This is a genomic window from Thalassotalea sediminis (assembly GCF_030295915.1).
Classification (GTDB): Bacteria; Pseudomonadota; Gammaproteobacteria; order Enterobacterales; family Alteromonadaceae; genus Thalassotalea_C; species Thalassotalea_C sediminis.
Map to the genome: position 1 here is coordinate 614,086 of NZ_AP027361.1, position 25,377 is coordinate 639,462.

22 protein-coding genes are annotated in these 25,377 nt (G+C 39.8%); 21 read left to right on the plus strand and 1 reads right to left on the minus strand.

Annotated elements, in window-relative coordinates; all coding sequences use genetic code 11:
* From QUE09_RS02815 to QUE09_RS02830, 4 genes are all read left to right on the plus strand, one after another.
* A complete protein-coding gene (locus QUE09_RS02815; protein ID WP_286234686.1) occupies window positions 1–1,236 on the plus strand; it encodes a type II secretion system F family protein in 1,236 nt (411 codons plus the stop codon).
* A gap of 2 nt (window positions 1,237–1,238) precedes the next feature.
* Complete coding sequence (locus tag QUE09_RS02820) at window positions 1,239–1,724, plus strand: hypothetical protein (protein ID WP_286234687.1); 486 nt, start codon at window positions 1,239–1,241, stop codon at window positions 1,722–1,724.
* Window positions 1,725–1,828: 104 nt separating this feature from the next.
* Window positions 1,829–2,440 carry a type II secretion system protein gene (locus tag QUE09_RS02825; RefSeq protein ID WP_286234688.1) on the plus strand — a complete coding sequence of 204 codons (612 nt, stop codon included), beginning with the start codon at window positions 1,829–1,831 and terminating at the stop codon, window positions 2,438–2,440.
* 20 nt (window positions 2,441–2,460) lie between these two features.
* Window positions 2,461–2,901 carry a type II secretion system protein gene (locus QUE09_RS02830; protein WP_286234689.1) on the plus strand — a complete coding sequence of 147 codons (441 nt, stop codon included), beginning with the start codon at window positions 2,461–2,463 and terminating at the stop codon, window positions 2,899–2,901.
* A gap of 63 nt (window positions 2,902–2,964) precedes the next feature.
* Here the strand turns inward: QUE09_RS02830 and QUE09_RS02835 are convergent, their stop codons facing one another.
* The gene (locus QUE09_RS02835; RefSeq protein ID WP_286234690.1) at window positions 2,965–4,590 is read right to left on the minus strand and encodes a PglL family O-oligosaccharyltransferase; all 1,626 of its coding nucleotides are present in this window, start codon (window positions 4,588–4,590) and stop codon (window positions 2,965–2,967) included.
* Between the two features lie 235 nt (window positions 4,591–4,825).
* Here QUE09_RS02835 and QUE09_RS02840 point away from each other — a divergent pair, with 235 nt between their 5' ends.
* From QUE09_RS02840 to QUE09_RS02920, 17 genes are all read left to right on the plus strand, one after another.
* On the plus strand, window positions 4,826–5,314 hold the full coding sequence (locus QUE09_RS02840; protein ID WP_286234691.1) for a type II secretion system protein: 489 nt from the start codon (window positions 4,826–4,828) through the stop codon (window positions 5,312–5,314).
* The gene (locus tag QUE09_RS02845; RefSeq protein WP_286234692.1) at window positions 5,314–5,817 is read left to right on the plus strand and encodes a pilus assembly FimT family protein; all 504 of its coding nucleotides are present in this window, start codon (window positions 5,314–5,316) and stop codon (window positions 5,815–5,817) included. The genes QUE09_RS02840 and QUE09_RS02845 overlap by 1 nt, the downstream gene beginning before the upstream one ends.
* Window positions 5,807–6,331 carry a type II secretion system protein gene (locus tag QUE09_RS02850; RefSeq protein ID WP_286234693.1) on the plus strand — a complete coding sequence of 175 codons (525 nt, stop codon included), beginning with the start codon at window positions 5,807–5,809 and terminating at the stop codon, window positions 6,329–6,331. Before QUE09_RS02845 ends, QUE09_RS02850 begins: the two co-directional genes overlap by 11 nt.
* Window positions 6,331–7,086 carry a PilW family protein gene (locus tag QUE09_RS02855; RefSeq protein WP_286234695.1) on the plus strand — a complete coding sequence of 252 codons (756 nt, stop codon included), beginning with the start codon at window positions 6,331–6,333 and terminating at the stop codon, window positions 7,084–7,086. Before QUE09_RS02850 ends, QUE09_RS02855 begins: the two co-directional genes overlap by 1 nt.
* Window positions 7,076–7,516 (plus strand): pilus assembly PilX family protein, encoded by a 441-nt coding sequence (locus QUE09_RS02860; protein ID WP_286234696.1) that lies wholly within the window; start codon window positions 7,076–7,078, stop codon window positions 7,514–7,516. The genes QUE09_RS02855 and QUE09_RS02860 overlap by 11 nt, the downstream gene beginning before the upstream one ends.
* Window positions 7,517–7,687: 171 nt before the next feature.
* A complete protein-coding gene (locus QUE09_RS02865) occupies window positions 7,688–8,326 on the plus strand; it encodes a PEP-CTERM sorting domain-containing protein (protein WP_286234697.1) in 639 nt (212 codons plus the stop codon).
* Between the two features lie 212 nt (window positions 8,327–8,538).
* Window positions 8,539–11,295 carry a DUF6701 domain-containing protein gene (locus QUE09_RS02870; protein ID WP_286234698.1) on the plus strand — a complete coding sequence of 919 codons (2,757 nt, stop codon included), beginning with the start codon at window positions 8,539–8,541 and terminating at the stop codon, window positions 11,293–11,295.
* Window positions 11,296–11,463: 168 nt separating this feature from the next.
* Window positions 11,464–12,507 (plus strand): rod shape-determining protein, encoded by a 1,044-nt coding sequence (locus tag QUE09_RS02875; protein WP_286234699.1) that lies wholly within the window; start codon window positions 11,464–11,466, stop codon window positions 12,505–12,507.
* A gap of 93 nt (window positions 12,508–12,600) precedes the next feature.
* Window positions 12,601–13,488 carry a rod shape-determining protein MreC gene (gene mreC, locus QUE09_RS02880; RefSeq protein ID WP_286234700.1) on the plus strand — a complete coding sequence of 296 codons (888 nt, stop codon included), beginning with the start codon at window positions 12,601–12,603 and terminating at the stop codon, window positions 13,486–13,488.
* Window positions 13,475–13,954, plus strand: a complete 480-nt coding sequence (gene mreD / locus QUE09_RS02885) for a rod shape-determining protein MreD (protein WP_286234701.1) — start codon at window positions 13,475–13,477, stop codon at window positions 13,952–13,954. The genes mreC and mreD overlap by 14 nt, the downstream gene beginning before the upstream one ends.
* 15 nt (window positions 13,955–13,969) lie before the next feature.
* Entirely contained in the window at window positions 13,970–14,566 is a 597-nt protein-coding gene (locus QUE09_RS02890) for a Maf family protein (RefSeq protein WP_286234702.1), read from the plus strand.
* A gap of 10 nt (window positions 14,567–14,576) precedes the next feature.
* The gene (gene rng, locus QUE09_RS02895; protein WP_286234703.1) at window positions 14,577–16,040 is read left to right on the plus strand and encodes a ribonuclease G; all 1,464 of its coding nucleotides are present in this window, start codon (window positions 14,577–14,579) and stop codon (window positions 16,038–16,040) included.
* Window positions 16,041–16,147: 107 nt separating this feature from the next.
* Entirely contained in the window at window positions 16,148–20,125 is a 3,978-nt protein-coding gene (locus tag QUE09_RS02900) for a YhdP family protein (protein WP_286234704.1), read from the plus strand.
* The gene (locus QUE09_RS02905) at window positions 20,118–20,963 is read left to right on the plus strand and encodes a carbon-nitrogen hydrolase family protein (protein WP_286234705.1); all 846 of its coding nucleotides are present in this window, start codon (window positions 20,118–20,120) and stop codon (window positions 20,961–20,963) included. Before QUE09_RS02900 ends, QUE09_RS02905 begins: the two co-directional genes overlap by 8 nt.
* Window positions 20,956–22,395 carry a metalloprotease TldD gene (gene tldD / locus QUE09_RS02910; protein WP_286234706.1) on the plus strand — a complete coding sequence of 480 codons (1,440 nt, stop codon included), beginning with the start codon at window positions 20,956–20,958 and terminating at the stop codon, window positions 22,393–22,395. Before QUE09_RS02905 ends, tldD begins: the two co-directional genes overlap by 8 nt.
* 91 nt (window positions 22,396–22,486) lie before the next feature.
* The gene (locus QUE09_RS02915; RefSeq protein WP_286234707.1) at window positions 22,487–22,786 is read left to right on the plus strand and encodes a hypothetical protein; all 300 of its coding nucleotides are present in this window, start codon (window positions 22,487–22,489) and stop codon (window positions 22,784–22,786) included.
* 135 nt (window positions 22,787–22,921) lie between these two features.
* Window positions 22,922–25,375, plus strand: a complete 2,454-nt coding sequence (locus QUE09_RS02920) for a TonB-dependent receptor (protein ID WP_286234708.1) — start codon at window positions 22,922–22,924, stop codon at window positions 25,373–25,375.
* Window positions 25,376–25,377 lie beyond the last annotated feature (2 nt).

The following is a 25,377-nucleotide window of genomic DNA, read 5'->3' on the forward strand; positions in this document are numbered from 1 at the left end:
ATGGCAACGTTTGATTATACTGGCAGAAATAGTCAAGGTGGGCAGGTAAAAGGCTCAATCGAAGCGTCGAATGCTGCCGCAGTTGCCGAGCAACTTAATCGTCAGCAAATTATTCCTATTGCCATTGAACCAAGTAAAAAGAAATCTGATGGCAATACTAGTGGGCAAATAGACTTATCAGCGCTATTTGGTGGGTCATTAGTTTCGTTAGATGATCTTATCGTTTTCTGTCGACAAATGTATGCATTGGTTAGATCAGGCGTGCCAATATTACGCGCTATTAATGGTATGTCTGACTCAACGAATAATGTAAAACTGAAAGCTGCATTAAGCGAAATAGCGAGTCAATTAGAAGGTGGTTATACCTTATCTTCGGCCTTAAACCATCATCCTAAAATATTTACACCGTTATTTGTCTCACTTGTGCATGTTGGCGAAAATACCGGTCAACTTGAGCAAGCATTTGCAAAACTTGCCAGCTATTTTGAACGTGAACAAGAAACACGCAAGCGTATTAAAACGGCGTTACGTTACCCGTCTTTCGTTATTATCGCGATTGTGATTGCCGTGGTTGTATTAAATATATTTGTTATACCAACCTTTGCTGATATGTTTTCAAAGCTAGGTGCTGAGTTGCCTTGGGCGACACGGGCGTTGATCAGCAGTTCTGAGTTTTTCTTAACGTATTGGCCGCATATGTTGGTTAGTAGTATCGTTGCATTTTTCGGCATTCGAGGGTACCTCAACACGCCAGCGGGCAAATATCGTTGGGATAGAATTAAAACGCGGCTGCCTATTGTAGGTTCAATTATAGAACGGTCGATATTAGCGAGGTTTTCACATAGTTTCGCGATTGTACTTAAAGCTGGTGTACCCATGACCACGGGGTTAACCTTAGTATCCGAAGCGGTCGATAATAATTATATGGCCAAAAAAATTGTGTCTATGCGCACAGCCATTGAAAGCGGTGAAAGTCTTTTACGCTCAGCAATTGCCAGTGATTTATTTACCCCATTAGTGTTGCAAATGGTTGCCGTTGGTGAAGAAACAGGACGCGTTGATGAGTTATTGCAAGAAGTTGCAGATTATTATGAGCGTGAAGTAGATTATGAGCTAAGTACACTTACCGCGAAGATTGAGCCGATCCTTATTGCCATTGTGGCGGCGATGGTGTTGATTTTAGCACTCGGTATATTTACGCCAATGTGGGATATGATGTCTGCATTTAAAGGATAAATATGACACGGCAAGAGCAAGTAAATAGTCGCGAAAAGTCGCTTAGTGAAAATATCGTTATTATCACGCTTGTCGCTTGTTTAATGTCGGTGTTTATCTACTATTTTTTTAAGCAGGAAGATAATTTTACCAAAGCGAATTTTACCGCCGCTGCGTCAACATTTGCTTCGCGAGTTACCGCTATTAGAGCGCAGTGGTTTATGGAAAACCAGCCGCAGATAGTAAACGTTAAAAAGGAAGGTTTGAAAATAGCCGTTAACGATAAAGGTTGGGTAGACTTTCAAGGGGCGCAAGGCAACTGCATTAAAGTATGGCGAGCGGTAATGAAAACTGAGCTAACGTTTATGAATAATCCTGTTGCGGTATTGGAGTTAATGCAAACGTCACCCACGTCACAACGGAGATGTAGATTCCAGTTAGCAAGTGGTGAATACTTTGATTATGCTTTGCAAACAGGTATGGTAAGTAACATTAGCATTGCAAAATAGCACTATTGGTTCGAAATACGCATGTGTATGAATCAAAAGAGTGACTAATTTGCAAAAAAGTGGTTAGAATTAAACTATTAGATCTTAATTGAGGTTGTTTTATCATGAAAAAGCAGTCAGGTTTCACGTTGATTGAACTTGTTATTGTTGTTGTTATTTTGGGCTTTTTGGCTGTCACGGCAATTCCTAAGTTCTTAGATCTTACTGATAGAGCAAAGGAAGCTAATATAGAAGGTATGGCAGGTGGCTTTGCTACGGGTATTTCACTTGCACGTGCTCAATGGGAAGCTGAAGGTCGCGAGAAAGATACAGGGGGTCGAAACGTGGTTAGTTATGATGGTACAGAAGTGCTACTTACCACAGAAGCTGCTGGTATTCGCCCTGGTTACGTGGTTGCTTCAACAGCAGTTGAAAACGATGGTGCTACCTTAGGCGGTGGCTTTGATGCCGCAAACTGTGTAGACGTTTGGAACAGTATTTTACAGCAGCCACCAAAAGTAACAGACGACGCAACAGTATTATCTAACGATAGTAGTATGCAATATTATGTTGCTGAAACAGGCACTGGTGCTGCAAGTACTTGTTTTTATTATTTGAAAGAAACCATTGCGAAAGACAGTAATGGTGATTACGATGTAACTAATGTCAATACAGTTGCGAACTACTTTACGTATCAACCTGCAAACAGTGCGGTTGCAATAACAATAAATAATTAATAATCGTTCGGGGATTTACTATGAAAAAGCTATCAAGTGCTAAAGGTTTCACTTTAATTGAATTAGTGGTGGTAATTGTTATTTTAGGTATTTTAGCGGCGACAGCTGCGCCTAAGTTTATTGATTTAACGGGCGATGCAAAAGCGTCAGTGATGCAAGGTGTGCAAGGCTCAGTTAATTCAGCCGCTGATTTGGTTCACGCTAAGGCATTAGTTGAAGGAGCCATCTCTAAAGGTGATTCAATTACTGTAGCGGGCTCAACCGTAGACCTAGAATTCGGTTGGCCGGAGACAGCTGAAATCATTAAGCTAGTAGATGTCGATGATGCTGTTAGTTTTAGCGGCGGAGCATTTTTTCATTTAGATTCAAATGACCAAGCCAATTGTCGTGTTACTTATACACAGCCTGGTGATGCTACTTCACGTCCTGAGATTACCGCAGTTGATCTAGATAAGTGTTAACTTAAACGTAATAGAAATAAATAAACCGAGCCATGTGGCTCGGTTTTTTTATTGCAGATAGTTTTATTGTTCACTGATTGCAGCTTTTTCCTTGCCTGTAATGGTCCATTGTGACACTAACGGATACGTCAATTTGGCTTGCTGCAATATACGTTGATAATTAGTGTTATCACCTAAAACTTGATAACAAAGTAGCAAATGCCGATAAATCGTTTTTCGCGGCGCATGTTTTATTCGTTGCTCTGCCCATTGCGCAAAGGCTTTTACTTTTTCAGTATTTTTATTTTTCATCCCCGAAAACAGCACGTTATGAAACACATGTGCTTCAATCTTACTTCGCCAAGGTAGCGGGTTGATAATTGTTGTTAGTTTATCAAGTGTTTGCTCATCTGATTTTTCATACTGAGTGACAATGTAGTTGGTGTGTAAGGTGGTCAACAAAAAAGGTGTGCTAATGCAAGCCACAAGTATCGCCATTAATTTAGCCGAATTAAACCACCTAATGTTGTGAATAACATATTTATTGGCATTGCTTATTGTTCTTGAAAAATAAGATAGCAACAGTGCAAAAATCAACAAATGCGGCACAGAACTATAAAAAGGCATTTCTGTCTGTGTATGCAGTGCGATCGGAGCGAGTAAGCCAAAACACGCTAGCGCATGGTATTTATCTTTACTGCGGATAAAACAAAATATAAATCCTGCTATCAATATCAAAAACCCGAGGAACGGAATCACTCCACCTTCTATCGTCCACAACAGTGTTTCATTGTGAGGATGATTGAGATTTATTAACGGATCAGCTAAGTCAGGTTGTTGCCTTTTTAATTGGTTATGAAAATCAAGATAACGGCGCTCAAAACTACCATAACCAACGCCTGTTAATGGTGCTGAAAGCCATAGTTTTGTACTTACACTGTAAATTGTTTTTCTGACATTAACACTACGTTGTTCATCTTTGATATAGCTTGGTTCTTCATTTAATTTGTTTACATAAAGTGTGGTAAACACAGAAATAATGATAACAAGATAACAAATCAAGCTACGCTTAATAGAACTCTTTACGAATAAAGGCGTAATAAAAATAAGCGCGGCAACAGCCCCGTACTTGCCCGTTAGTGATAATAAATCGGTTAATAAAATCGTAAAGGCAGCGATAAGGAGCAATAATGATAATAGCCATTTCTTTGCTAATTGTTGCTTTATCGCTAAGAGATAACAACAAATAGCTAACCCAGTGGCGATAAAGCTTGCCATCACGTTCGGTTGATAAAACAACCCAAACACGCGATGGCGTGATGGATCAAAATCTAACGGTGCGAAGTACTCTGTTAATGATAATTGAAACAAACCTACAGCGACTTGAATACAAATGGCAAATAAAGCAAGGCCTAATAATAACCCTGGTTTCTTTTCTAAGAAATCGAGTTGCTGCAGAGCAATGATAAATGCAACGGCAATACAAGCACCTAGATAACGTGGAATAGCGTGTTCGCTAAATTCTGCGCCATAAAAAAAGGGAATGAGTAAGCAAATCAACGCCGCAAGCAAACAATATTCAAAGGGAGATAGCACTATGTGTTTATCACAGGCAATTTTGTACAAAGCGAGTGCCACAATAAGGCACATACATAGCCATGCTAACACATTAAAAGAGTACGCTAATCCAACCCCGCCAGACGTTTCCATGATCAGCGTCATGCCTAAAGCAAAATAACTAAAAAGCAATAGAAGGGCGGTTTTGCTATAACGAGACATGAGCTGCATTGTTAGATTGAGATAGACGCAGATTAAGTAGAAAGTCACTTTATTTCAACTTTTTAACGAATTTGATGCGATAGATTTATTTATTGACGGTTTTTCATTATGATGGATTTATCGCCTATAAAATCTATCGTGTTACTTAGCATGGAGTCTTTAACAGATGCTTAAGAATGGCTTTACGCTTATCGAGTTACTTGTTGTGATCATTATCGTTGGTATATTAGCGACTATCGCAGTGCCTAAATATATTGATTTTAGTCGAGATGCAAAAACCACAACCCTAGAAGCAATAAAGGCGTCTTTTGAGGGCGGTATGGCACGTGTTTATGGTAAGGCTGTAATCAAGGGTAACCAAAATTTACCTTTTGCGCCTAATGCAAATACGGCGTTAGCTTTTCCAACTATTCAGCTAGATGGTCAGCCTGTTTATGTAAAATACGGTTATCCGTTAGCCTCAGAGAGTGAATGGTCAAAAATAATAGACTTTGACCAAAATGCTTTTGAGGTCACGGCTACGACAGATAATAGCCGATTAATTGTTTATCCAAGCGATCAGGCTACTCCTGTAAATACCAGCGAAGCTTGTATTGTTTATTACCGAGCGGCAACATCGACTACTAAAGCCACGGTAGGGATGAACCCTTGCTAATGAGCCAAAATGTCGTCAAACCTATCCGCGCATTTACTACGATTGAAATGGTGGTAACCATTATTATTTTAGCCATTGTAGCGGTAACTGTTGTACCCAAATGGTTTAGTGGTAGCGGTTATGAAGAAAGAACCTATCAAGATGAAATTGTCACCACATTGCGTGCGGTGCAAATACGTGCGATGCAACAAAGTAATGCCTGCCATAAAGTAAAAGTAACAACTCAAATGATTGGCCTGTTGAAAACCGATATGACATCAGCAGATAGTTGTCATCTTAACCAATGGCAAGATAGCGTGCGTTATAATTTAAATAACGAAGACGGACCGACAAGTGTGCAAATAGACGGTAATCACTTGGTTACGTTTAGTGGAGATGACATTGCCTTTAGTAAAATGGGGCGACCAGAAGGTTGTACTGCCCCATGTAAAATCACTATCACAGGTGAAGAACAAACATTAAATGTATTTGTTAATGCAGAAGGCTTTATTTATGAAGGCTAACCAAAGTGGTTTTACATTGATAGAAACGATTGTTGGCATTGTCGTGTTATCAATCTCGTTCGCCGTATTAACGACATTGCTTTATCCTGCAACTGAACAAAGTGCTAGTGTATTGCATCAAATACGAGGCGCTGAATTAGCACAATCAATGCTCAATGAAATTCAACAAAAAGCGTTCGACGAAAACAGTGATAAAGCGGGGGGACGGTTACGTTGCGGTGAAGCTGATGCTGACCCTTGTAGCCTAAATATGGCTAATGAGGAATCTGATGTCCGTGAACTGTTTGATGATGTCGATGACTATAATGGCTTAGTTTATAACAATGGTGATATTGCAAATTATTTAGGCTTTACGTTAACGGTATCGGTTGGTAATGATAGTGATTTTAATGGCATTACTAGAGAAAATGGCGATACAGATGATAATCAGTATACGGCAAAGCTGATCACCGTGACTGTAACAACGCCAACAGGCTATGTGCAAACTTTTGCCACTTATCGGACTAATTACTGATGAAACATCACTTAACTAAACATCAGATGCGTGGCTTTACGTTAATCGAGTTAATTACGGTTATTGTAATCTTGGGGGTTTTGGCGGTTGGCGTTAGTAACTTCTTGAAGTTTGGTAGTAATATTTATGCTGAATCTACCGCGAGAGATAAGTTGATCAGTGGTGCTCGCTTTGCTGTTGAACGTTTAAATAGAGAAATTCGTACCGCATTACCTAATTCATTGTATAAAACGAACTCCGCTGGCGCCGATTGTTTACATTTTACACCAGTGTTAGCCACGAGTATTTATCTAGATATTCCCGTGTTACCTGAAAGTGCTGCGTCTGTTATAGACGTTGTTCCTTTTGAAGATGACGCTGTTGCCAATGCGAACAAGATTATTGTGTATCCTACAAACGTTGATGATGTAATAAGTACTTCTGGGAAAGTGCATAATTTTGCAAGTATTACCAAGCCGTCATCTTCAGCAACCTGGAACGTTAATTTTTCATCGGCAATACATTTTAAAACCGATTCGCCAACCAAACGCGCGTATTTTATCGCAGGAGAAACAGCGTTTTGTATTACCGCTAATGGCATACTGACACGAGATGGTGTGCCATTAGCAACAGGTATAAATCAATTATCTTCCAATATAGAGGTAAAGGAAGCAACGTTACAACGTAATAGCGTTGTTACGATTGCATTGCAATTTGAGCAAAATGGTGAGCAAGCATTACTTCGTAACCAAATTCAGGTGCCAAATGTTCCATAATGTCAATTTTTTACCAACACACAGTGCCAAAAGTCAAACAGGTAGCGCTTTAGTTATTGCAATTTTCGTTATTGTTGTGATGAGTTTGCTAGGTGTTGCCCTCGTCAAGATGTTGCGTACTAGCAGTAACACTGTTGTCTATGAAGTATTAGGCACGAGAGCATTTCAAGCAGCACAAACAGGCATGCAATGGCAATTACAGCAGATTTTCCCGCTCGATAATCCTGCACAAAGTTGCCCTGGGGGGAATCTTGAGCCAAGCATTGCTCATATTGATGGCTTAAAAAATTGTGGTTTTAAAACCCAATGCACACTTAACCCCGATGTCATCGCAGGAGCACAGTATTATACGCTTACAAGTACAGGTAGTTGCACAATTGATGATGTTACAACCTCAAGAACAGTTGAAGTACAAGCGCGAAGTTTATAACAATGTGTTTACATATAAATGTTGGTTTTCTTTACACCTATTAACACTTAGCGTAAAGGATAAAATTTAAGTTATTAATAAGTAATTATTTTTTAAATTAGGCATGAATTTTGTATAAACAAACTGACGTCGTTTTGATTGTATCCGCTTCATTAAGTAGAGGTCGTTTTAATGAACAAATTTATTAGCCTAATATTACTTTCTTTTTGTATTACATTTGTGTCCAACGCAACGTTGATCACTAATTTGTCGCAATTTGATCTTGAGAACAAGAACTATGTTAACGCCGAAGATCAGTTAACAACTGATTTAGCAGGTGTACATTATGTCTCATCTAATGGCTGGGATTATGCGTGGGCATCACCTGTAAATGCTGAATCATGGGGTACAAACACCTTACATGCACCGTTAGTGCAAGAAAATTGGCATTATGCGACATTAGAGCAACTGGTGTATATTTTTGAAGTGTTAACGCTTGATGCATTCACCTTAAAGGATGATCAAGGCACGATAACAGGTTACATTCATGCTGTGGAGTATTTTAATTCTGTATTTACGGGGTTAAGCCAAAACATACTTTCACAAGATACAGTCACCACAACAGATTTTGAAACTGGCATCATTGCCAGTGACCCAAATGGTGTGGGTTTACTACCTTTTTATTTAGATTTTGCCGATACTTTTTATGTACGTGAGTCTTCACTTGCACCTGAGCCTAATCAAGTTCCAGAGCCGACAACTGTGTTATTACTAGCATTAGGTGTGCTGCTTGTCGCTGGACGTAAGTTAAAATATTCTCTTAATATTTAGTATTAAACTATGTATGCGGCGTTTTACTGGTTATTGGTTGAACGCATATAGAGCCCCTTTTTCGTTTCATGAAAATTTTCCCCACGTTAGTGGGGTTTTTTCTTTTTGCATTTAAGCGCGCTTTAGCGAACAAATACAAGCTGTTACTTGTACTCTTGAGCAGTTAGGAGTAACGTTAAGTAAGATAAGTTTATTGCTGAAGTTGTTTAGTGATGCTCCGACAATTATGCCTTGCACTTTTATTGTTCATATTTGCTATTTCGCCTAGCTATGCGACTGACTGTAGTGCCATCTTTCCAGGGCCAACGACATTTGCCGTCAATGGTGGAATATCAATCAATAATTCAAGTACTTGCGATGGCGGTACTTGTTCGCCAGTTAATAGTTTTCCGACTCCTACAATCCCTTTTTATTCTGCCAGTGGCTTTTTTAATGCGACCAATATAACGGATGGAGTCTATCAGCATTTGTACTGGGGGCATTCTCAAGGAGCAACAATAACCTTTAGTGGCACTGGTACTGCGGTTATTTTTATCAATGGTAGTGCGACCATACAACAAAATACACGGATTAATGCTGGTGGTAGTCCTGCCAATGTTTTACTCATTGTCGCCGGCTCGTTAACCATTAATAGATTTGCTGAAATTAATGCCCATATTTATGCAGGAGGCAGTATTTCGGTCAACCGTAATGCTTATATTACCGGCTCAATTTCTGCTAACGGTGCTATGCAAGTAGACCAACAAGGTGCGTTTTTTTATTCTTCAGGCGATGCTGACAAACTTGATGGCCATGGTTTTTGTGAAGGTTCAGCCGCTTCTATTAATCATTATCAGATCCTTCATAGTGCGAATGGTCTTACTTGTGAAGCTGAAAGTGTTACCGTAAAGGCCTGCACTAATAGCTTTGATGGTACATGTATTGAAACAACGGAAAACGTCTCCTTAGATGTTATTGCACAAGGTAATAGTCATTCGGTAATCAAGGCGATTAATTTTACTGGAAATACCACCTTTGATTTGTCATACCGAGTTGCAGAAACTGCTACATTGTCTATTGATAACGCCAGTGTTGCGGCAAGTAATGGCTATGTGTGTAATAGCAATAACCCAAATGACTGTGATATCACGTTTAGTAATGCGGGCTTTAAAATTACCGGTTTTAATGATATCGAAGTGGCGGGTGAGCCAATGCAGAGCGGCGGTAATTCACGGATCTTTATTCAAGCAGTGAAAGATGATGACGGTGTTTGCCAAGGATATTTTGATAGCGCAGGTACGCGCCGTATTGATTTTGCACTGAAAGCAGCTAATCCTGCTTTGACGAGTGGGTTAGATTATAAAATTGCAAACAATACTGTACCTAAATATTTAGGTGCTCCCTCGAGTTATAGTGCTATAGATTTAGCGTTCGATAATGACTCTACAGCACAATTGCCGATCAATACTTATCATGATGCTGGTGAGGTACTTTTATATGCGAAACATGATATTGCGGCAACACCTGACAACCCTGCGGTTACACTATTTGGTAATAGTGAAATCTTTTATGTCAGGCCGTATGAATTCATTGTGAGTGCTAATACCGACAGCAATAATGACGGTACATCGCCCTTAATGAGCGCTGATATCAATGCAACTATTACCGAGCAGGCGGGGGCTGAATTTAATTTAAATATTCTGGCAGTTAATAAAGATGGTGATATTACGCCTAATTTTACACAACAAGTAGAGCTAGCTTTACAACGCATTTTACCCACATCCGACGGTGTTACAGGTACATTAACCGGGGATAACTTAAACTTAACCACGACGTTACCTGGCGATAATTTAACATATGCAACCTCTGCTTTTTCCTTCAATTCGGGCCAATATCAAAGTCTGAAAACAGCTACCGGCGCGGTTTATAACGAAGTAGGAAGTGTTAAACTTTACGTGCGTGAACAGCAAACGGTAAGTAATAGTAATAATCACGCCAGTGGACTAGCCACTATTGGTCGTTTTATTCCGGCTAAGTTTGTATTAACCCAGTCAAGTGTCACTAACTTTTGTACTGTGGCTGGTGAACCCATGAGCTATATGTCACAACCTGAAATCAAACTGGTTTATGAAATTACCGCACAAAATCAAGCTGGCGACACCACCAAAAATTATTTTGCTACCCTGGCGAAAGCAACTATTGATGTAGTAGCTGAAAATGCTGCTGTTGATGATGTTACTCATCGCTTGCGGGATTTTTCCGGCGTAGATTGGTATGACGGCGTTTATAAAAATGAAGATGATGGTGGAAGTGGAGGTTTGGAGTTTGATAAAGGACAGTTTGTTAGAGAAAGCTCGCCGGATGGCCCATTTGAGCAGGTGCGTTTTGGTGTCAAACTGACCGATGTTGAAGGGAGTGAACTTGAAGGGCTGGATATGTTGCAAAACACGGCACGCTCTTTAGCAGGCTTTGACAGTAAAATTCGTTTTGGCCGTTGGGTTATTGAAAACGCTTATGGTCCTGAAACCGAAGTATTACCCGTTGTAATGCGTCTAGAGTATTTCGATGGCAGTGGTTTTAGTGGTTTTGTTGTTAATGACGGTGATAGCTGTACAACGCCAAACTTAGAACCTGTTCTTAATGATGCAAGAATTACTTCAGGCGCTATATGGAGCGGTGGATTAAATAGTGGCCAGTATCGCTTAATTGATAAAGACACCTCAGACAATTTAGAGGTAGATGATGTTGAAGCTGATACAGATGGTACATTTATTTCCGGGCATTTTATTGAACTGCCAAATAGATTTACCTTTAGCGCACCAGGTAATGGCAAACAAGGGGGTTTACAGTTTGAATATGAAGTACCAGCATGGTTAAAGTATGATTGGCAGGATAATAATCTTTATGATGATAACCCCGTTGGCTTACTAAATTTCGGTCTTTTTCGTGGTAATGACCGCATTATTTCTTGGCGAGAAATACAAAATTAGCGCTTTTTTGACAGTTTCATGAAAAAAGTTGCAAAAAAACATGATTTTTTCGTCATTCGGGCATCACATCTTGTCAATACTACGTTATGATTACCGACAATTAGAAAAATAATCGAAGTACGCTATGGCAGCCATGTTGTAGTCAGATAGCAAGGACATTTAGACCGTATGTTTAAAAAATTACGAGGCATGTTTTCTAACGATTTATCAATCGACTTAGGAACGGCAAACACACTTATTTATGTAAAAGAACAAGGTATCGTGTTAGACGAGCCATCAGTAGTTGCTATTCGTCAAGACAGGGCCGGCGGCTCAAAAAGTGTTGCCGCAGTAGGTACAGCTGCAAAACAAATGTTAGGTCGTACACCAGGAAACATTGAAGCGATAAGACCGATGAAAGACGGTGTTATTGCAAACTTTTTCGTGACAGAAAAAATGCTGCAGTATTTTATTAAGCAAGTACACAGCAATAATTTTTTACGCCCTAGTCCACGTGTTCTAGTGTGTGTGCCATGTGGGTCAACACAAGTTGAACGACGTGCTATTCGTGAGTCTGCGCTAGGGGCGGGTGCTCGTGAAGTGTACCTTATTGATGAGCCAATGGCAGCCGCAATTGGGGCGGGCATGCCAGTGTCTGAAGCAACAGGTTCTATGGTTGTTGATATCGGTGGTGGTACGACAGAAGTTGGTATTATTTCACTTAATGGTGTGGTGTATTCATCATCTGTTCGTATTGGCGGTGATAAATTTGATGACGCGATTATTAACTATGTTCGTCGTAATTTTGGTAGCTTAATCGGTGAAGCAACGGCAGAGCGCATTAAACATGAAATTGGCTCGGCATACCCAGGTGAAGAACTTGTTGAAATTGAAGTACGAGGACGTAACTTAGCCGAAGGTGTTCCGCGTAGCTTTACGTTAAACAGTAATGAAATATTAGAAGCCTTGCAGGAACCTTTAACAGGTATTGTTAGTGCCATTATGGTCGCTTTAGAACAATCGCCACCAGAATTAGCGTCTGATATTTCTGAACGCGGTATGGTACTAACTGGCGGTGGTGCATTATTAAAAGATTTAGATCGTTTATTGATGGAAGAAACCGGTATCCCTGTTGTTGTTGCTGATGACCCATTAACATGTGTCGCTCGAGGTGGTGGTAAAGCATTAGAAATGATAGATATGCACGGCGGTGACTTGTTCACTTACGAGTAAAATTTTAATGCAGTGTAGCGTCACTGCATTAAATAAATGATTAGCAAAGGCCTGCTTATTGATGTTCAATAAAATAGAGAAAATATATTCTCGATGAATCCTATATTTAAACATGGACCCTCTCCACAGCACCGACTCGTTCTGGTGCTGTTTTGTTCTGCCCTTTTGATCTTTTTCGATCACAAAATGAATAGCTTTGAGTTTGTCCGAGGTTATTTACAATCAGTGGTAAGCCCACTTCAGTATTTGGCAACTACACCTAAACAAGCGATAGATTGGGCTGTTGAGAACATTAAAACCCGAAAGCATCTAATCGAGGAAAACCAAACGCTTAAATCAAATGAATTGCGCTATAAAGAACAAGCAATGCAATTAAATATTCTTAAACAAGAAAATGATCGATTACGTTTGTTGCTTTCATCTCCTGTTCGTAAAGACGCTAAAAAAATGGTCGCAGAAATTTTATCGGTTGATAGTGATCCATATTCTCATCAGGTGGTTATTAACCGTGGCGCAAATGATGGTGTTTTTGAAGGACAAGCGATCATTGATGACAAAGGCATTGTTGGCCAGGTCTTGCATGTTGGCACCATTACGAGTCGCATATTGCTTATCACAGATGTGACTCATGCAGTTCCCGTGAGAATTACGCGTAATGGCATTCGTATGATAGCAAACGGCACGGGCACTATTGATCGTTTGATTCATAATTTTGTTCCCCACAGTACGGATGTAAAAGTAGGAGACTTACTTGTAACGTCAGGGTTAGGCGGCAAATATCCAGAAGGTTATCCTGTTGCTCGTGTAGTTGCGGTGAGAACTGATGAATCTCGAGCCTTTGCCCAAGTGCAAAGTGAGCCCGTAGCTCAGATAAATCGTTTACGATATGTATTATTGTTATGGCCAGAGAAACCAACCCCTATATTTTCGAGTAAAGACGAGCTGTCTGCTGTGATGGAGAACAATAATGTTGGCTCATAATGGCATCATCATATTATTAACGTTGTTGGTCGCGATTGTTGGCTCTATTATGCCTTTGCCCTTAAGCGTCGATGCCTTTCGACCTGATTGGGTGTTAGTGGTCTTATTATATTGGACACTTGCACTACCGAGTAGAGTCAATGTCATTACTGCTTGGATCATGGGCTTTTTATTAGATGTACTTTTAGGGTCAGTATTAGGCGTACATGCAGCCGCAATGGCATTATGTGTTTATATAATTGCAGGCAACTTTCAGAAAATACGAAATTTTTCTGTTTGGCAACAAGCACTTATTGTAGGTGTGCTATCTGCATTATATCACTTACTTGTTTTTTGGTTTCAACGCTTTTTAACCGATATTATTTTCTTACCAAGCTACTTATACCCTGTACTTACCACGATTATTTTATGGCCTTGGGCTTTTTTATTATTACGCAAAATTCGTCGACACTTCGGCATTAAATAATAGGTAATCCTTGTCATGACACCTTCATTGATATTAGCGTCGCAATCACCGAGAAGAAAAGCCTTTTTGTCGGAACTTGGATACACGTTTACCTGTCAAAGCCCAGATATAGATGAAACGTTACGGCCATCAGAGGGGCCTTCAGATTATGTACTACGCTTATCTTTAGAAAAGGCAAATTGCATCGCCGACAAAGCTCCAAAGCAAAGCGTCGTTGTTGGATCGGACACCTGTGTTGTTTACCAACAACGTATTCTTGGAAAACCTGAAACTATTGAGCAATGCCGCGAGTATTTGTCATTGCTTTCAGGTAATACACATCAAGTATATACCGGTGTTGCAGTTGTTCAGGGTTCGTTAAGCGATACGTGTGTAGTCTGTACACATGTAGAGTTTGATGAGATTTCTGAGCATGAAATGGATGCCTATTGGCATAGCGGTGAGCCTAAAGATAAGGCAGGTGCCTATGGTATCCAAGGTATTGGTGGACAGTTTGTTAAAGCCATTCGTGGCAGTTACTCAGCCGTGGTAGGGTTACCACTTTGTGAAACGAAAGCTTTATTAGCCCATTTTAATATGTATACATCACTGCAAAACGCCAAAATCAGATAAAGGAAATTAAATGACCGGTGAATTACTGATAAATGTAACACCTAGTGAAACGCGTGTAGCGTTAATTGAGAATGGTGTATTACAAGAGGTCCATGTTGAACGTGAAGCAAAACGTGGGCTAGTTGGTAATATTTATCTCGGCAAAGTCATTCGTGTTTTACCTGGTATGCAAGCTGCCTTTGTTGATATTAACCTTGATAAAGCTGCGTTTTTGCATGCATCTGATATTAACTCTAAATTAATTACCAATGATGAAAGTAATGGTGAACAAGTACCTGACATTCGTAGCTTAGTGCATGAAGGGCAATATATCGTGGTTCAAGTGGTGAAAGATCCACTAGGAACCAAAGGCGCGCGATTAACCACAGATATTACAGTTGCTGCGCGATATTTAGTGTTAATGCCTAATGCAAGCCATGCAGGTATTTCACAACGAATAGAAGATGTCGCAGAGCGAAAACGCTTGCGAGAAATTGTACAGCCTTACTGTGAAGATGATCATGGTTTTATTGTGCGAACAGCCGCTGAAGGTGCTGGTGTTAAAGAATTGCAGCATGATGCTGAGTTTCTGTGCCGTGTTTGGGCAAAAGTCACAGAACGTAAAAAACGTAAACAAACAAAAACAGCGATTTACCAAGACTTGTCATTGGCTTTCCGTGTTATTCGAGATTTTGTTGGCACGTCTTTAGAGCGTATTCGTGTTGATTCCAAGCTAACCTTTGATCAGCTTGGAGAGTTTACACAAGAGTTTGTGCCTGAATTGACACCTGTTATGGAATATTACCCAGGTGAAAGACCCATTTTTGACTTGTTTGATGTTGAAAGCGAGATACAACGGGCGTTACATCGAAAAATCGAACTAAAATCTGGTGGTTATTTGATTATTGATCAAACAGAAGCAATGACCACAATAGATATTAATACAGGGGCCTTTGTTGGACACCGTAACCTGGAAGAAACAATCTTTAATACAAATATAGAAGCGACGCAAGCCATTGCTCGACAGTTACGGTTACGTAACCTTGGCGGTATTATCATTGTCGATTTTATTGATATGCACAGTGATGACCATCAACGCCGCGTGTTGCATAGTTTAGATATGGCAATGGCTAAAGACAAAGTGAAATACAGTCTTTCTGGCTTTTCCGCGTTAGGATTAGTTGAGATGACTCGCAAGAGAACGCGTGAGAGTTTAGAGCATATTTTATGTGGTGAATGCCCTGTTTGCGAAGGTCGAGGTAATTTAAAGACGGTTGAAACGGTCTGTTTTGAGATATTACGAGAAATTGTCAGAGTTAATCGCGCCTATGATGCCGATAAGTTTATCGTTTATGCATCAACCGCCGTGAGTGAGTCATTAGTTAATGATGAGTTTCATAACCTCGCTGAACTAGAAGTGTTTATTGGCAAACAAATTAAAATACAAACAGAATCATTATATAACCAGGAGCAATTCGATGTTGTCATGATGTGACATATTGGCGTTATGATAAGCTAAGGTAAAGTTATAGCAGCAAGGAGATGCTGTAAGGATTGGTAGGGAACAGGTATTAAATAGTCAGGTGAAGAGCTAATTTAGTTATGACAGTGTCAAAGGTTTCCAATCGCTGGTTAAACCGAGCATATAAAATACTCGCTATTTTATTAGTGGTATTTGCTGTGCTAATTAGCGCGTTGCGTTTGTTCCTACCTTATGCTCATAACTATAGCCAGCACTTCCAAGATTATATCAACAGCGCTTATGGTAGTGATATTGTTATTGGTAATCTAAACATGGGGTGGCTAAGTTCTGGCCCTAGTTTAGTGGCGGAAAATGTCAGTGTACTGAAAACAGATGGCGCTGTTATTTTCATTGAAGCGTTTGATGTTAATCTCGACTTCTGGCGCAGTATTCAACAGCGCAATATTGTCACTAAAGACTTGTCTTTACAAGGTGTAAAAGTGCTGTTTGATCAGCAGGCGTTTGCAAACAACGCTGCTAATAACGACGCCATGGTACAAAATGTATCAGAACTTTTTCTTAAACAAATTAATCGATTTTCGATTAAAGATAGTCAGATAATTTACCGTGATCAAAAGGGTGAAAAGACCTTTCTTGTGAATGAACTTTATTGGGAAAACCGAGGTAAAAACCATAAAGCGAAAGGTAACGTGGTGCTAGACGGTTTAACGTCAAACACCTTGCAATTTAACATGGCGATTCATGGCGATCAGCTTGACGATATGGAAGGTAAGTTATACCTGAATGCGAATCAGCTCAATATCACCCCTTGGTTAGACAGAGTTTTTGCGGTTGAAGATGAAAATACCCATTCGTCAATAAACTTTGATGCATGGTTAACAATTACCAAAGGGCAAGCTAAACAACTTCAAGTCGTACTGGGTGAAAATCAAATTGCGTGGCAGCATGAAAATAACATTAAAACGCTTAATGTTGACCAAGGACAAATTGTTGTTGATAACATTGGGCAATCAATGCCAGTGCATATTTACTCAAGTGAGATCAGCGTTCGCACTGATGAACAGCAGTGGCAGCCGTTTTATTTAGATATCAGTCATGATGATATTCTTACCTCAGGTTTTATTTCTCAGGTTGATATTGCTGGAATCAGTGATTTATTGCCACTTTTCATTGAACATGAATCTTTTAAAAGTTTATTAGATAGTGTTAACCCACGTGGTCAATTTTCACAAATTAAGTTTGAAAACGAAGATAATAATATCAAAGCCACAGCGAACTTCTCGGAGTTTGAATCAGATTATAGTGACGGAATCCCAGCTATTTCTAACCTTGCAGGAGAGCTTGTCTTGCATAATGATCTAGCCAAGTTAAGGATCATTGGAAAGGCCGGTCGGCTTGATTTTGCACAACATTTTAATACGCCAATTTCTTTTGAGAAGTTAGCTGCGAATGTGGTAGTAAGGCAAGTACAGGATAGTTGGCAAATAACGTCACCCGATATTGTTTTTACATCAGATAAAATAAAGTTGAATGCTGAACTTGGTTTAACATATTCACCTGAACAAGCAACGGAAATGGCACTTTATGCATATGCTAGAGAGTTAAACGTAGTTGATGCACCTGCTTTGTACCCTCACCAATTAATGGGTGAGGACTTGGTTAATTATTTAAATAAAGCGTTAAAAAAAGGCAAGGTTTCACAGGCGAGCATTCTATTTAACGGGCCATTATCGAAGTTTCCTTTTGAACACAATGAAGGCGTATTTAATGTTAATGCAGAACTAGAAGATGCCAGTTTTATCTTCAATGAAAATTGGCCTGCTATTCAACACTTTTCCGCCAATTTGAATTTTACTAATAATGAAATGTTAATAACAGGTAGATCCGGCACATTAAATGGTTTGTCTGTAGCAGGCGTAACGGCAGAGTTCGCTGACCTTACGCATGAACAAGTACTTAACATAGAGGCAAAACTAGCAAGTGCAGATCCTGCCTTGGTCACAAATTTGATGCTCACTAGTCCACTTGATCAGAGTGTTGGTGCGGTACTTGAACAATTAAATGTGAAGCAAAATGTGGGGGCGGCGTTTGCGTTATCATTACCACTTAATAACGTTGATGCTGCGGTTGCCAACGGTAAAATTACTTTTAACAACAATGATGTTTCACTTAAAGCTCCAGAAATGCTACTAAGTAAGCTCAATGGACAATTGACGTTTGAAAATGAAGTAATTGAAGCGAGTAATTTGTCACTCAGTTGGCGTGGTATGCCATTAACCTTAAATGTTAGCGGTAAGCAAAACCCATTACATTATGAAACTAATATTCAAATTAAAGCGTTATGGCCGCATGAAACTTGGATCGCACAAATACCTGAACCGTTGAAACATTATGCAAACGGTGAATTGGGCTGGCAAGGGCACCTCGTTTTAAATAATTTTGATGATGGCGCATTTAATTATCATTTAAACATTGATTCTACATTGGAAAAAACAGCACTTTCTTTACCTGAACCTTATCGTAAACAGGCAAGCGATGTAGTGATGAGTAAAGTGCTCGCTAATGGCGACCTGACGCATTCAACTGTTGATGTTGTAATTGGCGAGCAGCTCGCCTTTTATGGCCGATTAGATCATGAAAGCACAAGCTTTTTGCAGTCGCATTTGATTCTTGGCTCAGCGCCAATGTCTTTACCTAAAAAGGGTTTTCACGTTACTTCTGCCTTAGAAACGGCAAATTTTGCGCAATGGCAGCCATTTATAAGTGATTTACTTGCAAGTCTTCCGCCGAATGACGAGCTAACTGCAAACACATCGCCAAGCCTTTTACCTTCGCCAGATATTATTCGAGGTGACATTAGCCACATTGATTTATATGGTGAAACACTTTCAGGGGTATCATTTGATTTAGCCGATCAAACCAGTTGGTGGTTGCTGTCGTTAACGAGTAAAGAAGCTAGGGGCGAAGTAAAATTCTTTCCTGATTGGTTAACGCAAGGGATTGAGGTGAATGCAGATTATTTGAGAATCGCCGCTAATAAAACCTTAATTGACTCTAATGCTGATGAGCAACAAAAGGCCACTAATAATGAACAAACGATCAAGCAAATAGATAGTGAATTCAATCAACAGTTGTTTTCGTCTATGCCACCGATTCGCTTTTCCTGTGGTGACTGCCAGTATGCGAATTTATCTTTTGGTAGCGTAGATTTTTTACTCAACCGCATTGATGAACATAGTCTAGCGCTTAAGAATTTTGTCGCTAAACGACAAAGCAACCAACTGACTTTAGATGCTATTTGGCAAATTGACGATGAACAGTCGACAACCAATATTTCAGGCAGTTATAAGACAAAAGATATTGAACGAGAGTTTGAACGGCTTGGTCTTTCCTCTACTGTGGCAGACAGTGGGTTAAGTACGACATTTTCACTTAATTGGTTTGGTGGGCCGCACGACTTTACCCTCGCAAACTTAAATGGTGATGTTAAGGCTAAGCTCGATGAAGGAGTGTTAAAGGAAGTGCCGGATCAAGCAAGAGCGTTCTCCATCTTAAGTTTGCAGTCGTTGGTGCGTAAGTTACGCTTTGATTTTCGTGATATTTTTGCTGATGGTATGTTTTATAGTGAAATCAAAGGTGATTATCACATTAAAGATGGCATTGTTTATACGAAAAATACCTTTATGAAAGGTGCTGCAGGTGATTTAAGCGTTAAAGGTAATACAGATTTACAGCAACAAACTCTCGACTATCGTATGTCTTATCAACCCAATGTGACGTCAAGTCTCCCTGCGATAGCTTGGATTGCCACGTTGAACCCCGTGACGTTCTTGGCGGGCGTTGCAATTGATGGTGTGATTACATCACAAGTGCCCGTTGAATATCAGTTTGCATTGACGGGAGATATTTCAGCACCTAACTTTCAACAAATAGATAAGAAAACTAAACATATAAGTGTTGGCCAAGATACGCCACCGCAAATAGTGGAACATTTACCAGAGCAAAAATCGGAACAAGAGATACAAGGGGTGTTAAACCCGGAGACAGGATTGATAGAGCCCTTAAAGAAAGATCAAATGGAAAGGCCTAATGGTTAAACTCTCTGCAATTCAATTAACATCAACGCCAAATGTTGATGAAAATTTAGCAGTCATAGAACAGCAACTCAAAGAGATCACTGCAATAAATGAATCTTGCGAGCACATTATTGTTTTGCCAGAGTGCTGTTTATTTTTCGGTGGCAAAGACGCTGAACAATTAGCGTTGGCAAAAGAAACATGTCAAAGTGATAGATTAAGTAAGGCGTTGTCACGTTTAGCTAAAAACTATGCTGTATCACTCGTTGCAGGTAGTATTCCGATTTATCGTCAGCAAACGGATAAGTTTACTAATACCTGCTGTGTTTTCGATAAAACAGGCTTAAAAGTTGCTGAGTACGATAAATTACATTTATTTGATGTTGAGGTTGAAGATAATGAAAAACAATACCTTGAATCAAGATATACGCAACCTGGCAATAAGGTTGTAACAGTTTCATTGGCAGATGTTACGGTTGGACTTGCGATCTGTTATGATCTCCGTTTCCCTGAATTGTTTAGGGAACTGTGTAAACAAGGTGCCCAAGTGATTACGTTACCAAGTGCCTTTACCCGTGTTACAGGAAAAGCCCATTGGCTAGCCTTGCTAAAAGCTCGCGCAATAGAAAATCAAGTTTACATTGTTGCAGCAGGACAGGTAGGTACACATAGTAATGGTAGGGAAACATATGGGCATAGTTTGATTGTCGACCCTTGGGGAGAGGTAGTTACACAACTTCCTGATGGGCTAGGTTATGTTTCAGCACAATTTGAACCATCAAGAGTTACTCAGGTTAGAACGGCAATACCTGTGGCAACACATAATAAATTTACAACGAAGTTAATCAACAATGAATGAAGTCGAAAAAGATCTACTTGGTAAAGGTCAGTTAGATCAAGGTTTTTTAACCGATATATTATCTGGGATTAGCCAACACAATGTTGATCTTGCTGATCTGTACTTTCAATCTAGTGCTCACGAATCTTGGTTATTAGAAGATGGTGTCGTTAAAGAAGGCTCCTATAATATCGAACGTGGTGTAGGGGTTAGAGCGATATCGGGTGAAAAAACCGGTTTCTCTTATTCTGATGATATTTCTGCACAATCATTAGAAAAAGCCGCAACAGCCGCCAAAGGTATCGCAAGTGCAGGACACTCAGGTAAAGTTAAAGTCTTTACCCAACATGCTGTACAGCAAATTTATACTCAAGTAGATCCATTAAGTAGTTTATCTCAAGAGAAAAAAATCATATTACTTCATGAAGTTGAAGCGCATGCAAGACAACAAGATGAACGTGTAAAGCAGGTTATTGTTAGTTTAACTGGCGTTTATGAAAAAGTATTAGTCGCGGCTAATGATGGTACCTACGCTACTGATATTAGACCGTTAGTCAGGCTAAATTGCTCAGTACTTGTAGAAGGCGACGGTAAACGTGAACGCGGCAGTGCAGGTGGCGGTGGTCGTACCGATTATAGCTATTTCTTTGAGGTTGAAGATAACAAAGCAAGGTATCTTCACTACGCAGAAGAAGCGGTTAGACAGGCGCTAGTTAATTTAGTGGCGATTGAATCACCGGCAGGCTCGCTACCTGTAGTGCTCGGTTCTGGTTGGCCTGGTGTGTTACTTCATGAGGCTGTTGGACATGGTTTAGAAGGTGATTTCAACCGTAAGGGTTCTTCAGCTTTTTCAGGCAAAGTAGGTCAGCAAGTAACTTCTGAGCATTGTACGATCGTTGATGATGGTACGTTAGCAAACCGTCGCGGCTCGTTAACGATTGATGATGAAGGTGTGCCAGGTCAATACAACGTATTGATTGAGAAAGGTGTATTAAAAGGTTATATGCAAGACAAGCATAACGCGTCATTGATGGGAGTTAAGGCAACTGGTAATGGCCGAAGAGAGTCATACGCGCATTTGCCGATGCCTCGAATGACAAATACTTACATGCTTGCTGGTGAGCATTCACCTGAAGATATCATCAAGTCGGTCAAAAAGGGCATATATGCGCCACATTTTGCTGGCGGTCAAGTGGATATAACATCAGGAAAGTTTGTATTTACCAGTTCAGAGGCATATTTAATAGAAGATGGTAAAATTACATCGCCGATTAAAGGAGCTACCTTAATCGGTAGTGGTCCTGAAGCGATGAAAAAAGTCAGTATGGTTGGTAATGATCTAGCGTTAGATCCGGGTATTGGTGTCTGTGGTAAAGATGGACAAAGCGTACCTGTTGGCGTTGGTCAGCCGACGTTAAAAGTAGACAACATGACTATCGGCGGTACGCAGTAACAATTAGGATTTTATTAAAAAGCGCCGAAATAGGCGCTTTTTTTGTACCTAATGATTGCTGCCTACTGTGTAATGTTATATTATCACTTCCATGAATTTAAACTCGTGTTTTAATAATCGTACTAAGCAAGTAGCAATTAGCGCTGTTATGGCGTTAGTCATGCTGCTGTCTTTTGCTGCGCATAGTCACGAGGGTTCAGCCGATATTCAAGTGTATGAACAACTTGATTGTAAGTTATGTCAGCAAAAGGCTGATCCTGTTTATCGCCCTGTTACACTTGTTAAAACCAATATTGGTCAATTTACAGCACACAAAATTAATGCCCGTGTTGTCTCCGTTGTTAGAGATAATTATCAACAACCATCCCAACGTGCACCTCCTGTAATTTAAGCATTCTCTTACACTATAAACATTACCTTTTTAGTTCGTTTTAATTGATCTTAAGCAAACTTGCATCCTATTTTTTGATGCCGTCTTTTGTTTGCTGACGATTTAATTTTATTGATAAATTTGTACAGGAATACTATGAAATATTTACCCGTTTTGACGCTACTAACAATGTCGTCTGCGTCAACAATTGTTTTCGCTGCCCAACAGATATCAGGTGTTGTAGAAAATACCAAAGGAGAGCCAATTCCTTATGCCAAGGTGGCAATCGTAAACAGTAAAAAAGTATTGCTTACTGATGAATATGGCCGATTTACATTTACTGGTGTTGATGCTTCGAAAATCGAATTACATGTAAGTGCTAAAAACTTTGCACATCAAAACCGAAAACTAGTGATTACCAGTGATAATCGTACCTCGGTTAATTTTGTACTTATGCCAAGCGTTATGGAGGTCGTTGATGTGCATGCGACGCCATTGCATTCATCGACCATTGAATCAGCGCTTCCCGTTAATGTAATTGCTAGTGATGAACTCAGAACAAAGCAGGCATCAACACTTGGTGAAACGTTAAAGAATGAAGTGGGTGTGCATTCTACATATTTTGGTCCTGTTTCTAGCAGCCCTATTATTCGTGGCTTAGATGGACCAAGGGTATTAATTACTCAAAATGGATTAGATGTAGGAGATGCATCACGTATAGGGCCAGATCACGTTGTATCGACTGAATCTGCAACAGCCCAACAAATTGAAGTGTTAAGAGGTCCTGCGACGTTATTTTACGGTAGTGGTGCTATTGGTGGTGTTGTTAATGTTGTTGATAATAGAGTACCGAAAACACTAGATAACGAATTTAATTATTTAGCAAAACATAATACGGTTGCATCAGAAGACGAAGTAAGTCTTATGGGCAATACATCTGCAGGCAATATGGCTTTTCATTTTGATGGCTTTTGGCGTGACGGCGATAATTATAAGATACCTGGATATGCGGAAGTACAGCACGATGATCATGAACATGAAGAACATGACGAAGAGCACGAGGAACATACAGGCGAAAAAGGTGAACTCGCTAATAGTGCTTCTAAATCGTCTGGATTTACTGTCGGAACCAGTTTTATTTTAGATCAAGGTTTTATCGGCTTCTCTTACGGTAAAAGTAACAGAGAATATGGCATTCCAGGTCATAATCATGGTGACGAACATGACGAACATGACGAACATGACGAACATGACGAACATGACGAACATGAAGAACATGAAGAAGATGTTTGGGGCGATTTAACACAAGAACGTTTACAGTTTTTAAGTGAATTGAATTTTGAGCAAGGATTTATCAATAAGGTTGCCAGCAAACTGTCTTACACCGATTATCAGCATAAAGAAATTGAAGGTGATCAAGTCGGTACAGTGTTTAACAATGAAATGTTAGAAGCTCGCTTCGATATTTTTCATAATGAAACACTCGGCTGGAAAGGTGCTTGGACGATTCATTACAAAACAAATGATTTTGAAGCGATTGGTGAAGAAGCCTTTACGCCGCCATCTGAAACAACGTCTGTTGCACTTGCTTGGTTAGAGGAACGTCATTTTGACGATATACTTGTACAATTAGGTGCTCGAGTTGAGCGTGTAGAAGTTACCGCAAATAATGCTGAAACACATGATGACGAACATGATGAACACGACGACGAGCACTATCATGATGAAGATGAATTAAAAGCGCAAGAATTCACGCCAGTTAGTTTATCAGCAGGGTTCGTATGGGACTATCAACCTGGATATAACTTAGGGTTGTCTTTAGCCTATTCACAACGAGCGCCTTCAGCTGCCGAACTGTTTTCAAATGGTCCACATATTGGAACAAATACCTTTGAAAAAGGTGCCGTTTATTTACTGCATGATGACCATTTCCATATTGAACAAGACAATATCGAGTTAGAAACAGCGACGAACATCGATTTAACATGGCGAAAATTTGAAGGTGACTTTGGTTTTGTGCTTGGTGCATTTTACAATCAAATTGATGACTATTTTTATCAAACGAATACAGGGCTATTTGTTGAAACGCATCATGAACATGGTGAAGAGGAAGATCATGAAGGTGAAGAAGATCATCATGACGAGTTCTCTGAAGAAGGATTACCTGTTTATGTTTATCAGCAACGTGATGTCGACATGTATGGTGTTGAAGCTGAACTTATTTACCAATGGACGTCGAACCTGCGCTCAAATATGTATGCGGACTACACACGTGCTAAATTAAAAAATGGCGGTAACTTACCGCGTATTCCGCCAATGCGAGTCGGTGCAACATTTGATTATGTCGCACAAGATTACAGTGCGCAGTTATCAGTTAATCATTATTTTGATCAAGATGATGTTTCTCAATATGAAGAAAAAACTGATGGTTACACTTTGATTGATGCGCATGTTAATTATTACTTGGAAGGTGTTGGCAATGATCTTGTTGTCTTCTTGAAAGGAAATAACCTTACGGATGAAGAAGCACGGGTACACACATCGTTCTTGAAAAATGTTGCACCTTTGCCTGGTCGTGGCGTTGAGTTAGGTATAAGAGGAAGTTTTTAATT